Source organism: Paraburkholderia sp. DD10 (assembly GCF_049177125.1).
In the GTDB taxonomy this organism is placed as follows: Bacteria; Pseudomonadota; Gammaproteobacteria; order Burkholderiales; family Burkholderiaceae; genus Paraburkholderia; species Paraburkholderia terricola.
On record NZ_CP185393.1, the window covers coordinates 3,868,242 to 3,882,768 of the forward strand.

At 64.7% G+C, this 14,527-nt stretch carries 10 protein-coding genes; 6 read left to right on the forward strand and 4 right to left on the reverse strand.

Features of this window, described 5'->3' with window-relative positions; all coding sequences use genetic code 11:
- The first annotated feature begins 12 nt into the window (after window positions 1-12).
- Complete coding sequence (locus ACOCG7_RS32900) at window positions 13-3,123, forward strand: EAL domain-containing protein (protein WP_083084624.1); 3,111 nt, start codon at window positions 13-15, stop codon at window positions 3,121-3,123.
- Between the two features lie 43 nt (window positions 3,124-3,166).
- Here the strand turns inward: ACOCG7_RS32900 and ACOCG7_RS32905 are convergent, their stop codons facing one another.
- A complete protein-coding gene (locus ACOCG7_RS32905) occupies window positions 3,167-3,781 on the reverse strand; it encodes a glutathione S-transferase N-terminal domain-containing protein (RefSeq protein ID WP_114161875.1) in 615 nt (204 codons plus the stop codon).
- A 161-nt stretch (window positions 3,782-3,942) separates the two neighbouring features.
- On the opposite strand from ACOCG7_RS32905, the gene ACOCG7_RS32910 reads away from it, so the two are divergent.
- Window positions 3,943-4,872: a LysR substrate-binding domain-containing protein gene (locus tag ACOCG7_RS32910; RefSeq protein ID WP_114161876.1), complete on the forward strand. Its 930-nt coding sequence runs from the start codon at window positions 3,943-3,945 to the stop codon at window positions 4,870-4,872.
- A 53-nt stretch (window positions 4,873-4,925) separates the two neighbouring features.
- Here ACOCG7_RS32910 and ACOCG7_RS32915 read toward each other — a convergent pair whose 3' ends face one another.
- A complete protein-coding gene (locus ACOCG7_RS32915) occupies window positions 4,926-5,321 on the reverse strand; it encodes an acyl-CoA thioesterase (RefSeq protein WP_073428267.1) in 396 nt (131 codons plus the stop codon).
- Between the two features lie 319 nt (window positions 5,322-5,640).
- Here ACOCG7_RS32915 and ACOCG7_RS32920 point away from each other — a divergent pair, with 319 nt between their 5' ends.
- On the forward strand, window positions 5,641-7,530 hold the full coding sequence (locus ACOCG7_RS32920) for an ABCB family ABC transporter ATP-binding protein/permease (protein ID WP_114161877.1): 1,890 nt from the start codon (window positions 5,641-5,643) through the stop codon (window positions 7,528-7,530).
- Window positions 7,531-7,583: 53 nt separating this feature from the next.
- Here the strand turns inward: ACOCG7_RS32920 and murU are convergent, their stop codons facing one another.
- Together murU and ACOCG7_RS32930 are read right to left on the reverse strand one after the other, a co-directional pair.
- On the reverse strand, window positions 7,584-8,297 hold the full coding sequence (murU, locus tag ACOCG7_RS32925; protein ID WP_421378863.1) for an N-acetylmuramate alpha-1-phosphate uridylyltransferase MurU: 714 nt from the start codon (window positions 8,295-8,297) through the stop codon (window positions 7,584-7,586).
- A gap of 3 nt (window positions 8,298-8,300) precedes the next feature.
- Entirely contained in the window at window positions 8,301-9,389 is a 1,089-nt protein-coding gene (locus ACOCG7_RS32930; RefSeq protein WP_114161879.1) for an aminoglycoside phosphotransferase family protein, read from the reverse strand.
- A 222-nt stretch (window positions 9,390-9,611) separates the two neighbouring features.
- Between ACOCG7_RS32930 and ACOCG7_RS32935 the strand changes: the two genes are divergently transcribed.
- From ACOCG7_RS32935 to pdxA, 3 genes are all read left to right on the forward strand, one after another.
- Window positions 9,612-11,978, forward strand: coding sequence for an LPS-assembly protein LptD (locus ACOCG7_RS32935; RefSeq protein ID WP_083084614.1), 2,367 nt, complete (start codon window positions 9,612-9,614; stop codon window positions 11,976-11,978).
- A 73-nt stretch (window positions 11,979-12,051) separates the two neighbouring features.
- Window positions 12,052-13,416, forward strand: a complete 1,365-nt coding sequence (locus ACOCG7_RS32940; protein ID WP_114161880.1) for a peptidylprolyl isomerase — start codon at window positions 12,052-12,054, stop codon at window positions 13,414-13,416.
- A 5-nt stretch (window positions 13,417-13,421) separates the two neighbouring features.
- Complete coding sequence (gene pdxA / locus ACOCG7_RS32945; protein WP_114161881.1) at window positions 13,422-14,432, forward strand: 4-hydroxythreonine-4-phosphate dehydrogenase PdxA; 1,011 nt, start codon at window positions 13,422-13,424, stop codon at window positions 14,430-14,432.
- Window positions 14,433-14,527 lie beyond the last annotated feature (95 nt).

Below are 14,527 nucleotides of genomic sequence, written 5' to 3' on the forward strand. Positions count from 1 at the left end.
CGTTCGGAACCCATGACTCCTTTTCTCACGAAGCGGCTGCTGATCAATATAGCGGTCGTCGCCGCCGCGCTCGGCGCGAATGCGTTCGTCGCCTATACGCAGATTTGCGGCCAGCGCGACGCCGACGCACGCATGCTGCGTTCGACGAACGTGCGCCAGAACCTCGACGCGTACCAGGCCGCGCTCGACGGCGGACTCGCGGCGCTGGGCCGTTTCGAGGCATCGGGCGAGCCGGCGCCCGCGCATGCGGCCACCGCGCTGAGCGCAACGCTCGCCGGTCTCGAGCGCGATCTGCGTGCCGAACTCGCCGGCGAGCCGGCCATGCTCGCCGCGCTGGCGAGGCTGAGCGCGGACAGCCTGGCGCTGCGCCATGATCTCGACGACGCGCTCGTCAAAAGCGCCCACGCCGAACCGGATACCTCACGCACGTGGGCGGCATCCGCCTATACGCATCTCGGGCTCGTGCTGGATCGCGTCGAAGCCGCGCTGGCGGCCCTGCGCAGCGAGGAGAACCGCGCGTTGAAGGCGTCGCTCGCGGCGTCGGCGAGCGAAACCCGGCGCGCGACGTTTCTGCTGATCGTGACGATGCTGGCCGGCAGCGCGCTGTTGATTCTCACGTTCAGCGCACGCGAAAACAGCGCGCGCGAGAAGCTGCGCAGCGTCCGCGCGCTCGGCCGCAACGACGAGCGCTTTCGCAGCCTGTTCGACGATCATCCGGTGCCGATGTATATCTTCGATCGCGAGACGCTGCGCTTTCTCGCCGTCAACGCGGCCGCGATTCAGCAATACGGTTACACGGAAACAGAATTCCTGCGCATGACGATTCGCGCGATCCGGCCGGACAGCGAAGTCCCGCGTCTCGAATCGCACTTGCAGCGCAGCGACGCGGTGTCGCACGGCCGCACGATGGCGGGCATCTGGCATCACCGGCGCAAGGACGGCTCCACGATCAGCGCCGACATTTCGTATCACGCGCTGAATTTCATGGGGCGCGCCGCGCTTTTCGTGCTGGCCGACGACGTCACCGAGCAGATCAACGCCGAGGCCGAAGCGCGGCGTTCGAACCAGATGCTCGAAACGGTGATCGACAACATTCCGCAGCGCATCTTCTGGAAGGATCAGCAATCGCGCTATCTCGGCTGCAACATGGCGTTCGCGCGCGATGCCGGGCTCGCCTATCCCGAGCAGGTGGTGGGCAAGAGCGACGCCGACATGCCGTGGCGCGCGTTCGCCGATCTGCTGAATCAGCACGACCAGGAGGTGGTGAGCACCGGCGTGCCGAAGATGAATTTCGAAGTCGACGTGATGATCGGCGGCGTGCATCGCACCACGATGACGAGCAAGCTGCCGTTCACCGACGGCGACGGCCGCGTGATCGGCGTGCTCGGTTCGTATACGGACATTACCGAGCGCAAGCGCGCCGATCTCGCGTTGCGTCTGCAAAGCCGCGCGCTCGACGCCAGCGTCAACGCGATTCTGATCACCGCGCCATCGCCGGCGGGCAATCTGATCGAATACGTGAATCCGGCGTTCATGCGCATCACCGGTTACGATCCCGCCGAAGTGATCGGCCAGGATTGCCGCGTGCTGCAGCGCGACGACCGCGACCAGGAAGGCGTCGCCTCGATTCGCCAGGCGCTCGCGGCGAACCGCGAAGTGAGCGCGGTGGTGCGCAACTATCGCAAGGACGGCGCGCTGTTCTGGAATCAACTGTTCATCGCGCCGGTGCCGAACGCGGAAGGCGTGATCACGCATCACATCGGCGTGATCAACGACGTGACCGACCTGATGCGCTATCAGGAACAACTCGAATACCAGGCCAACTACGACAGCCTCACGCGGCTGCCCAATCGCAACCTGCTGCGCGACCGTCTGCAGCACGCGTTGATCGTCGCGCAGCGGCAGCACAAGGGCGTCGCCGTCGTGTTCATGGATCTGGACGGCTTCAAGAACGTCAACGACAGCCTCGGCCATAGCGTCGGCGACCGTCTGTTGAGCGTGGTCGCGGAACGGCTCGCGCGCTGCACGCGCACGAGCGACACCGTGGCGCGGCACGGCGGCGACGAGTTCGTGATCGTGATGACCGATACGGTCGACGAGCAATCGCTGATCGCATGGATGGAGCGCGTGCGCGCGTCGATTTCCGAGCCGGTGTGGCTCGACGGCACCGAGCTGTACGTGGGTTGCAGCATGGGCGCGAGCCTCTTCCCGCAAGACGGCGACGACGCCGAAACGCTGATGAAGAAGGCCGACCTCGCGATGTATCGCGCGAAGGACATGGGCCGCAACACGTTCCAGTTCTATCAGCCGGAGATGAACGCGAGCGCGAGCGCGCGGCTGAACCTCGACCGGCGTCTGCGCCGGGCGCTGCGCGACAACGAATTCCTGCTGCACTATCAGCCGCAGGTGGACATCGTGAGCGGACAGATCGTCGGCACCGAAGCGCTGGTGCGCTGGCGCGATCCCGAAGCGGGGCTGGTGCCGCCGTCGTCGTTCATTCCGGTCGCGGAGGAAAGCGGGCTGATCGGGCCGCTTTCGGAGTGGGTGTTGCGCGAGGCGTGCCGCCAGAACAAGGCCTGGCAGGATGAGGGTTTGCCGCCGGCGCGCGTATCGGTGAACCTGTCCGCGCGGGTGTTCCAGCAGCGCGACATCGCCAAGCTGGTGATGCAGGTGCTGGCCGAGACCGGGCTCGAACCGCGGTATCTGGAACTCGAACTGACCGAGAGCACGATCATGCGCAACGCCGAGGAGGCGGTGTCGATGCTCAACGAACTGCATGCGCTCGGCATCGGTCTCGCCATCGACGACTTCGGCACCGGCTATTCGAGCCTCAGCTATCTGAAGCGCTTTCCGGTGGACCGCCTGAAGATCGACCGCTCGTTCGTATCGGACATCGGCATTTCTGGCGACGATGAAACCATCACGTCGGCGATCATCGCGCTGGCGCACTCACTGAAGCTGCAGGTGATCGCCGAAGGCGTGGAGACGTCCGCGCAACTCGATTTCCTGAAGGAGCGCGCGTGCGACGAAATGCAGGGCTTCTACTTCGCGAAGCCTTTGTCGACGGACGCGATTTCCGCATTGTTTCAGGGCGGCGTGGGGCGCGAACTGGCGACGGTGTGACGCGCGGTGCGGCGAGCGCGGTCGAGCGCTCGCCGCGACACGCTCACACCGGGGGCGTGCTCACGAATTCCGGCAGTTGCTCGGCGCGCGCGGCGAACGCCTGCAAGCGCGGATGGTCCGCTGCGCTGACGATCTGCGGCAACATCATCTGCGTGAAACGCCAGGCCACGGCCACCGTGACGTCGGCCGCGCCGAAGTGATCGGACTCGATCGGCAGCGGTGCCGCCGCCACTTCCTGCTCGAGTTCGCCGTAGGCCGCGAGCATTTGCGAGCGCACGCGCTCCATCCAAGGCTCATGCTGCTTATCCGCCGGGCGCAGATTGCGTTCGTAGACGATCTGCACGGTCTTGTCGCACGCGGCAAGCGCGAGCCCCGTGAGACGGGCGGCGCGCAGGCAGGCGTCCGGGCGCGACGGGAAGAGCCGTTGCTCCGGCCCGGCGAGCGTCGCGAGGTACTGAAGAATCACCGTCGAATCCATCACGCTCTGGCCGTTGTCGGCGATCAGCGTGGGCGCCTTGACGACCGGGTTGATTTTCGCGAACTGGTCGTAGGTGCTGAACACGGAGATCGACTGGTGCTCGAAGTCGAGCTTCAGCAATTTGAGGCAGATCGCGACGCGGCGCACGTAAGGCGAATCGAGCATTCCGATCAGTTTCATCGCATTTCCCGTTAGAGGATCTATCATTGCGCGCCTCGGTTCGCGGCACTGCGGCTAGCCGGTCAGTGGCGGTGACGGTGGCGCATCGAACCGATAGCTTAAGCATCTCTTCGCGCCAAAAAAAGCGACATTATTCGACGGTTTACGTCAGAATTTCTTACATGAAACCCATCCCGCCTTTAACCGCGCTTCGCTGTTTCGAAGCCGTCGCCCGCTTGGGCGGCGTGACTCAGGCCGCGCGCGAGTTGCATGTCACGCATTCGGCCGTGAGCCAGCAAATCAAGGTGCTGGAAGAGTCGATGGGGGTCGCGCTGTTCGTGCGCGAGGCGCGCGGCCTGCGGCTCACCGAGGAAGGACGTTTCTACGCGCTCGAAATCCGCGCGGCGCTGCGCGACATCACGCAAGCCACGCGCCGCGCGCAGGCGCGTCCGCACGAAAGCGAACTGGTGATCGCGACCTTGCCGTCGTTCGCGCAACATTGGCTCGTGCCGCGTCTCGCGAGCTTTCGCCATGCGCATCCTTACTATCGGGTCCGTTTGCTGACAAGTTTGCAGATCGAGGACTTGCGCCAGGGCGTGAGCGACGTCGGCATTCGCATGGGCCAGGGGCACTGGCCGGACGTCGCGCAACAGAAACTGTTCGACGACGAGATGGTGGTGGTTGCCGCGCCGCATTTCGCGCTCGCGCCGAACGGCCGCTTTCCCGTCAGCGCCGAGGACGTGATCGCCTGCCCGCTGATTTCAAGCCCCGACGCGCCGTGGGCGCCGTGGTGTCAAGCGGCCGGGGTGGCGGAGCCGGACGCCGAAGCGGTGGTGCTGTCGTCGAACGATTCGAACATCGTTCTCGGTGCAGTCCTGCTCGGGCAGGGCGTGGCGCTCGAACGGCGCAGCCTGGTCGCGCATGCGCTGACGCGCGGCGAACTGGTGCAGATCACTGAGATTCGCGTGCCCTACCGGTATCCGTATTGGCTGGTGTGGCAGCAGCGCGAAACCCTCGATGCCAGGCAGGCGCATTTCGCGCAGTGGATCGAAGGGCAGGTCGACGCCTATTTGCGTGACAGCGGCTCGCCTTTGTCGATTGCCGCGAAGTAGCTTCGCGCTTCGCGCGCTGGTTCGTGCAGCGCGAGCCTCTTTGCGCGAGCCGCTCAGTCCAGCACCGGCAGCGCGCGCGGACGGCGGTCGCTGTCGGTGGCGACGTAGGTCAGGGTCGCCTCGGTCACCTTCACGACATCTTGCGTCAGGCTCATACGCTGCGCGTAGACCTCGACCGACACCGTCACCGACGTGTTGCCCGTCTTGACGATATCCGCGTAAAAACTCAGCAGATCGCCGACGAACACCGGCTGCTTGAACACGAACGAATTGACCGCGATGGTGGCGACCCGCCCGTTGGCGCGGCGGCTTGCCGGAATGGAGCCGGCTATGTCCACCTGAGCCATGATCCAGCCGCCGAACACGTCGCCGTGGACATTCGCGTCCGACGGCTGCGGCACGACGCGCAGCGCGCAAGGCTTTTGCGGGAGTTGCGGAAGATCGGTCATCGGGACACCCTTGAAAACGTATGTGGCTCGGTCGGCTCGACCGGCAGGCGGGGATTCACGACAACGGTACGACACGGCCGTGGGGCACGACCGCGCGGCCAACGTGAACGATGGGCCGGACAACCCGTGGAAAGCGGCGCCAGCCGGCTTCTGCGACAATGGAAAGACTAGGAATTGTACGGGAAAGCGCCCAGCCGGGTCGCGCGACAAAAACCAGTGTGACGGGCCGGGAGGCCGCGTCCGCTGGGTCACTCAAGTGTCGTCGCGCGCGCCGTTCGCTGCGAACTCCGTCGCTTCCACCCTCTCCCCAGCCGATCCCATGCGCCGCACGCCCTCGTCCGAACCCTCGCCGATTTCCACCCAGCCGCGCAACGACTGGCAGACGATCCTGTCGCTGCTGCCGTATCTCGCCACCTACAAATGGCGCGTCGCGTTCGCGCTGAGTTGCCTGATCGGCGCGAAGATCGCCAACCTCGGCGTGCCGATCGTGATGAAGCGGATCGTCGACAATCTCGCCTCGGTGCAGCATCTCACCGCGCTCGGCCGCGCGCAGGATTCGCCGGGTATCGTGCTGCTGGGCGGCGTCGGCTTGCTGGTGGTCGCGTATGCGGTGGTGCGGCTCTCCACCTCGCTCTTCACCGAGTTGCGCGAGATCCTGTTTTCGAAAGTGACCGAAAGCGCGGTGCGCCAACTTGCGCTGAAGGTGTTCCGCCATTTGCATGCGCTGTCGCTGCGGTTCCATCTGGAACGGCAGACGGGCGGCATGTCGCGCGACATCGAGCGTGGCACGCGCGGCATCACGCAACTCATTTCGTATTCGCTGTACAGCATTCTGCCGACGCTCGTCGAAGTCGGTCTCGTGCTTGGGTTTTTTGTCGTCAAATACGAGGCGTATTACGCGGTGGTCACGTTCATCGCGCTCGCCGTGTACATCGTTTTCACGGTGAAGGTCACCGAATGGCGCACGCATTTTCGCCGCACGATGAACGATCTCGATTCGAAGGCGAACTCGCGCGCGATCGATTCGCTGCTCAACTACGAGACCGTGAAGTACTTCGGCAACGAAGAGTGGGAAGCGCAACGCTACGACGAAAACCTCAAGCGCTACCGCACGGCGGCGATCAAGTCGCAGCGCTCGCTGTCGGCGCTGAATTTCGGTCAGCAGGCGATCATCGGCACGGGGCTCGTGTTCATTCTGTGGCGCGCGACCGAGGGCGTGATGGCCGGGCGCCTCACGCTCGGCGATCTGGTGCTGATCAACACGTTCATGTTGCAGCTCTATATTCCGCTGAATTTTCTCGGCGTCGTGTATCGGGAACTGAAGCAAAGTCTCACCGACATGGACCGCATGTTCACGCTGCTCGGCGCCGCGCGGGAAGTGCCCGATCTGCCGGACGCGCCGGCGTTGAAGGTGAGCGGCGCGCAAGTGCGCTTCGAGCATGTGAACTTCGCGTATGAGCCGGCGCGGCAGATTCTGCACGACGTGAGTTTCACGATTCCCGCCGGCACCACCACGGCGGTGGTCGGTCATAGCGGCTCGGGCAAATCCACGCTCGCACGGTTGATGTTCCGCTTCTACGATCTGGACCGCGCGACGGGTGGCGCGATCACCATCGACGGTCAGGACATTCGCGACGTCACGCAGGATTCGCTGCGCGCGTCGATCGGCATCGTGCCGCAGGACACCGTGCTGTTCAACGACTCGATCTACTACAACATCGCTTATGGCCGCCCGTCGGCGGCACGCGAGGAAGTGATCGCGGCGGCGCGCGCGGCGCACATTCACGAATTCATCGAAGGCTTGCCGAAAGGGTATGAGACGCCGGTCGGCGAGCGCGGGTTGAAACTGTCGGGCGGCGAGAAGCAGCGGGTCGCGATTGCGCGGACCATCCTCAAGAATCCGCCGATCCTGCTGTTCGACGAAGCGACCTCCGCGCTCGATTCACGTTCGGAGCGCGCCATTCAGCACGAACTCGACCAGATCGCCCGCGAGCGCACGACGCTGATCATCGCGCACCGGCTGTCGACGGTGGTGCACGCACAGCAGATCATCGTGATGGATAGAGGGCGGATCGTCGAGCGCGGCACGCACGCCGAATTGCTGCGCGCGAACGGCCTGTTCGCGCAGATGTGGGCGTTGCAGCAGCAACGCGCGGCGGAGACGCCGGAAACGGTGGGCGCGATCGACGCGGGCGAAGGCGGGCGTTGATTTACTGCTTTCCGGTGTGCGCTTCTCGGTGGGCGCTTTTCAGCGAGTATTTCTCAGCGCCCGTTCAAACGCTCATCCAACGCGTGCAACTGCGCCGGCGTGCCGACGTTTTCCCACAAGCCTTCGAATAACTCGCCCCTCGCGAGGCCGCGCGCGATCGTCTCGCGGTAGTACGGCCTGAGCGCGCGCCGCGTGCCGCGCGGCAGATCGCGAAACATGCGCGTGTCGTAAAGCCCGATATTGCCGAACGTGAAGCGCGGCTGTGCATCGATCGAGAGCGCGCCGTCGATCAAACCGAAGTCGCCTGCCGGATGAAACGCCGGGTTCGGCACCATCACCAGATGCATGCCCGGCTCGGGCATTGCCGCGAGCCGGGCAGCCGGTGCGTTCAACGCGGCGTAATCGTAATCGGCGTATACGTCACCGCTGACCGCGACGAATACTTCGCTAGCGCCGCGCTCTTCGAGCAACGGCAAGGCCTGCACGATTCCGCCCGCCGTTTCCAGTGCTTCGTGCTCGGCCGAATAGCGCAACTGGACATGCCAGCGCGAGCCGTCGCCGAGCGCGGCTTCGATCCGCTCGCCGAGCCACGCATGGTTGATCACGATGGTTTGAAAGCCCGCGCTCGCGAGCCGTTCGATCTGCCACACGATCAGCGGCTTGCCGCCCACCTCGAGTAAAGGCTTGGGGCACGCGTCGGTCAACGGACGCATGCGTTCGCCGCGGCCCGCGGCGAAAATCATCGCTTTCTTCAGGGGCATCGTCATTGGTCAGAAGGTGTAGCCCACTTCATTCGCGCGGCCTTCGAGATCGTCGAGCAGCTTCGCGAACGGACGCAGCGGCGCATAGCGTTCAGCCACCTTGCGCGCATAGCCGATGAAACGCGGCAGATCTTTCATGTAATGCGGCTTGCTGTCGCGATAGTTGATCCGGCAGAACAGGCCCAGCACCTTGATGTGCCGTTGCAGGCCCATCCATTCGAGCTGGCGGTAGAACTCGCCGAAGTCGGGGTCGACCGGCAGGCCGGCTTTTTTCGCGCGCTCCCAGTAGTACACGAAGCAATCCAGTTCGAACTCTTCGTCCCAACTGAGAAACGCGTCGCGCAGCAGCGAGGCCACGTCGTAGGTGATCGGACCGTACACCGCGTCCTGGAAGTCGAGCACGCCCGGATTGGGTTCCGCGATCATCAGATTGCGCGGCATGAAATCGCGCAGCATGAACACTTGCGGCTGCGCCCGCGCGCTCGCGATCAGCAGCGCGAAGGTGCGATCGAGCAGCCCGCGGGTTTTTTCGTCGACCTCGCGACCCAGGTGCCGGGCGATGAACCATTCCGGCATCAACTCCATCTCGCGGCGCAGGAAGGCTTCGTCGAATGGCGGCAGCACGTTTTCACGCGACGTGAGCTGCCAGCGGATCAGCGCGTCGAGGGCGTCGCGCATCAGCGTGCGGGCGCGGCGCGGCGCGTTGGTGTCTTGCGCGTCGCGCGCATCGTCTTGCGCGCCGGTCAGCGCGCTCAGATAAGAGTCGGTGCCCAGATCGGTGACGAGCATGAACCCGGCCTCCAGATCGAGCTCCAGCACGCGCGGCACATGCACGCCGGCCGCATCGAGCAACTGCGCGATCTGCGCGAACTCGCGGCACTTTTCGGGGGGAGGCGCATCGACGGCGATCAGCGTGCCGATGTCGTCGCCTTCCGCCGCCTTACCGGCGAGCCGGAAATAGCGGCGAAAACTGGCGTCGGACGAGGCCGGGGCAAGCGTCTCCAGCACGAGCGCATAGCGCGCCGCATGGCCGTGCAGCCAGGCCTTGAGCAGTTCGAGGCGGGTATCTGTGAAGTCTTTGGAAGGGGGCAGCGTCATGAAAACCGGCGGCAAATTCAGGGGGGCAACGTCTTGCCATATAATACCCCACGACTTTTTTGACGCGACTCACGCCAGCTTTTCGCGTATTCCGCTTTGCCGCCCGCCTCACCGTTCGACCGATTGTAAATTTGATGTGCAGCCGACTGTCACGGTCGTGGTGCGCAGGCGGTGGATCGTGACTACGAAAGCTGACGGACGGGCCGATTCGCCAAACGATACATGCCGCCTAGACAGCTTTCCCATACGATTCCCTCTTGTGCCTTAGTGCCACGCAAAAGGCGGCTCGTCGCGGCGTTGATCGCCGTTCCGGGCCTGATGCCCGCGCTTGCGCACGCCCAGTTGGTTGGGGAAGCCGCGCAGCCGCAATCGATCGACGCACCTTGGGGCATGCGGCTCGCCCCGCAGCTCGAAGAACACCCGTTGCCGGCTGGCCAGAAGCCGGCCACGTTCGTGCTTGGCGACAGCACCAGCGGCACGACGGACCAGGACATGGCCGCCAAGGGCTCGGCCGAAGTGCGCCGCAATACCGCGGTGATCAAGGCCGACGCGCTGCATTACGACCAGGACACCGACATGGCCGACGCATACGGCCAGGTTCGCGTGATCAACAACGGCAACTCGTTCGCCGGACCGGAAGCGCATCTGCGTGTGGATTCGAGCGAAGGCTACATGTCCGCGCCGAAGTACCGCTTCAACATCACGGGCGGCTCGGGCAGCGCGGAGCGCGTCGATCTGCTCGACAACGAGCGCTCGGTATTTACGAAGGGCACCTACACCGCCTGCGCGTGCGCGGACGATCCCGCCTGGTACATCAAGGGCAGCGAATTCGATTTCGACACCGGCGCGGACGAAGGCGTCGCCTATAACAGCGTGCTGTTCTTCCAGGGCTTGCCGGTATTCGCGTCGCCGTGGCTGTCGTTCCCGCTTTCGGGCGCGCGGCGCAGCGGCATCTTGCCGCCCACCTTCTCGCTGAGTTCGTCGAACGGCTTCGAACTGTCGGTGCCGTATTACTTCAATATCGCGCCCAATCGCGATCTGACGATCACGCCGCGTGTGATCTCGAAGCGCGGCGTGCAGGTGCAGTCCACGTTCCGTTATCTGTCGCCCACCTACGCGGGCTCGATCACCGGCGAATTCCTGCCCAACGACCGGCTCACGCGGACCAACCGCTACGCGCTGTACATTCAGCACAACCAGAACTTCGGCAACGGGTTCGGCGGCTACATCTACTACAACAAGGTCTCGGACAACACGTATCCGGAAGACCTGTCGTCGTCGGTCAATCAGTTCATGAACGGCACCCAGCTCCTGTATCAACAGGAAGCCGGGTTGACGTACAACAACGGTCCGTGGTCGGTGCTCGCGCGCGAACAGCACTGGCAGACGCTGACGCCGTCCATCGCGCCGTATGGCCGCGAGCCGCAGTTGAACGTGAAGTACGCGAAGTACAACGTCGGCGGCTTCGACTTCGGCGCGGAAGCCGACTACACGAATTTCCGCATCACCACCCAGGACATGACGCAAGGTCAGCGGGTGATGTTCAACCCGTACCTCTCGTATTCGGTGGTCGGGCCGGGCTACTTCGTCACGCCGAAGGTGCAATGGCACTTCGCGTCGTACAACCTGAACAACATTTCGAACGACGTGCCGGCTGGCACGCCGAAGAACTTCAACGAATCGATCCCCACGCTCACCTTCGACACGGGGCTGATTTTCGACCGTTCGGTGCGCCTCTTCGGCCAGGATTACATTCAGACGCTCGAGCCGCGGCTGTACTACGTGTACACGCCGTATCGCAACCAGGCGTCGGCGCCGCTGTTCGACACGGCCGATTCCGACTTCGGGCTGGCGGAGATTTTCACGCCGAACACCTTCGTCGGCAACGACCGGATCGCGGACGCGAACCGTCTGACCGCGGCCATCACCACGCGCTTCATCAATCCGGCCACCGGCGACGAACGCGCGCGCTTCGTGCTCGCGCAGCAGTACTATTTCCAGGACCAGCGGGTCACGCTGCTGCCGAATCAGACCAGCACGCAGGCCACGCATTCGGACCTGATCGCGGGGGCGTCGATCAAGCTCGGCGCCGGTTTCGCTTCGGAAACCGCGTTCCAATATAATGCCGACAACAACCAGTTGGTGAAGACGAGCATCGGCTTCGGGTTCAGTCCGGGCACCAACAGGGTGATCAACGTCGCGTATCGCTACACGCGCGCGAACACCACGCTGGACAACCAGCCGATCAACCAGGTGCTGATTTCGGGGCAATGGCCGCTGTCGCACCGGGTGTACGGCGTGGGCCGTTTCAATTACGACCTCGGCGGGCATCGGATCGTCGACGGCCTGGTCGGGCTGCAATACGACGCCGACTGCTGGACGCTCGGCGCCGGGATTCAGCGTTATGCGAACGGTCTGAACACGTCGTCGCAGCATCAGTCGAGCACGCGGTTTCTCGCGCAGTTGACGTTCAAGGGCTTGTCGACCGTCGACAACGGGCTGATGACCGCTTTCCGCAACAGCGTGGCGGGTTACACGCCGTTGCCGCCGCCGCCGCCGCCGGAAGCGCGCTTCACCAATTACGAATGACGCTGGTCCGACAGCGGTCGTTTATAGAATGCGAAAAGACGGGCCAGGCGCGCCCGACATCATTGGAGTATCTGTGGCAATCATGAAAAAGCTTCGCTTGGCAACACTCGCGGCCGGTCTTGCCGCCGCGGCGTCTTTCCTGTCGGTTGCGCCGGTGCAGGCGCAGGCGCTGAACGGCGGTCGCGGTCAGACGGTCGACACCATCGCCGCAGTGGTCAACAACGGTGTCATCACGCGGCGCGAACTCGACGAGCGCACGAGCCTGATCACGCGCCGGCTGAATCAGCAGAACGCGCCCCTTCCGCCGACGGACCAGCTGCGCCAGCAGGTGCTCAACCAGATGGTGCTCGAACGCATCCAACTGCAAAAAGCGAAAGAAGACGGCATCAACATCGACGACGCCACCGTGCAAAAAACGCTCGAGCGGCTCGCCCAGGCGAACAACCTCACGCTCGACACCTATCGCGCGCGCATCGAGGCGCAAGGCGTGCCCTGGACCACCTTCACCAGCGACGCGCGCACCGAGCTCACGCTCTCGCGTCTGCGTGAGAAGGAAGTGGACAGCAAGGTCACGGTCTCGGACGCCGAGGTCGCGAACTACATCGCCAGTCAGCGTGGCCCGAACGCCGGCCTGACGAGCGACCTGCATATGCAGCACATTTTCCTGAAGGCGCCGCTCAACGCGTCGGAAACCGACATCGAGGCGGCGCAGAAAAAGGCCCAGGCGCTGCTCGCCGAAGCCAAGGGCGGCGCCAACTTCGAAAAGCTGGCGAAGTCGAATTCGCAGGCGCCCGATGCGTCGAAGGGCGGCGATACCGGTTTCGTGTCGCCTTCCAAGCTGCCGCCTGAGTTCGTCAAGGCGGCCTCCGCGCTGCGCCCCGGTCAGGTCAATGCCGATCTGATCCGCACCAACGACGGTTTCGAAATCGTGCGCCTCGTCGAGCGCCGCGCGGGTCAAGGCGCCGGCTCGGCGGATGCCGTCAAGCTCGTGCAAACGCACGTGCGCCACATTCTGCTGCGCGTCGGCGACGGCATGTCGGAGCCGCAAGCGCGTCAGAAGCTGCTCGAGATCAAGAACCAGATCGCCGCGGGCGGCGACTTCGCCAAGTTCGCGCACACCTACTCGCAAGACGGTTCGTCGTCGCAAGGCGGCGACCTCGGCTGGATCAGCCCCGGCGAGACGGTGCCGGACTTCGAGCGCGCGATGAACAGCCTGCAGGACGGCCAGATCAGCGACCCGGTCCGCAGCGAATACGGCTACCATCTGATTCAGGTGCTGGGCCGCCGCGAATCGGAAGGCTCGGCTGCGCAGCAGATGGACCTGGCGCGTCAGGCAATCGGCCAGCGCAAGGCGGAACAGGCCTACGCCGACTGGCTGCGCGAATTGCGCGACACCGCCTACGTGGAAGTGAAGCCGAACCTCTCGGCTTTGCCATAAGCATCATGACAAGCGCCGCGCCGTCCGCCAGCCTTCCGTTGCAGATCGCCATCACGACCGGCGAGCCCGCGGGCGTCGGCCCCGAGCTGACGGCGCAGGCGCTGGCCGGCGCGGCAACCCATTGGCCCGGCGCGGAGTTCACCGTGCTGGGCGATGCGGCTTTGCTCGCCGACCGCGCGCGCGCGGTCGGCGTCGACTGGGCCGCGTTGTTGGCGCACGGCAAGCGCGTGCAGGTGCAGCACCGGCCGCTCGGCGCACCTTCGCAGGCGGGCAAGCTGAACGCGGCCAATGGCCGCTACGTGCTCGATCTGCTCGATAGCGCGATCGACGGCGCGATGGCCGGCACCTTCGACGCGATCGTCACCGCGCCGCTGCAAAAAAGCACCATCAACGACGCCGGCGTGCCGTTCACCGGCCACACCGAATATCTGGCCGAACGCGCCCACACGCCGCGCGTGGTGATGATGCTGGCCGGCACCGGCAAGCGTCCGCTGCGCGTCGCGCTGGCTACCACGCATCTGCCGCTCAAGGACGTCTCCGCCGCGCTGTCGGTCGAGGGCATCGTCGAGACCTTGCGCATCGTCGATCACGACTTGCGCCACCATTTCGGCTTGCCCGCGCCGCGCATTCTCGTGACGGGGTTGAACCCGCACGCGGGTGAAAACGGTTATCTCGGCCGCGAGGAAATCGACGTCATCGCGCCGGCGCTGAAGCTCGTGAATGACCAGGGCATCGACGCGCGCGGGCCCTATCCGGCCGACACGCTGTTCCAGCCGCGTTACCTGGACGAGGCCGACTGCGTGCTCGCGATGTTCCACGATCAAGGCCTGCCGGTGCTGAAATACGCGACTTTCGGCGAAGGCATCAACATCACGCTCGGCTTGCCGATCATCCGCACCTCGGTCGATCACGGCACCGCGCTCGATCTGGCCGGCACCGGTCGCGCCGACGCGGGCAGCCTGATCGCCGCGATCGATACGGCGGTGTCGATGGCGCAGCACCGCCGCGCGGGCTGATTCGGCGGCTTGCTGCGCGCGGCCCGTCGTTGCGGGCTCGGCATGCGTCGAGCGTGCTCTTTTTCTCAAGCAGTTCTCTTTCTTAGCGTTTCTTC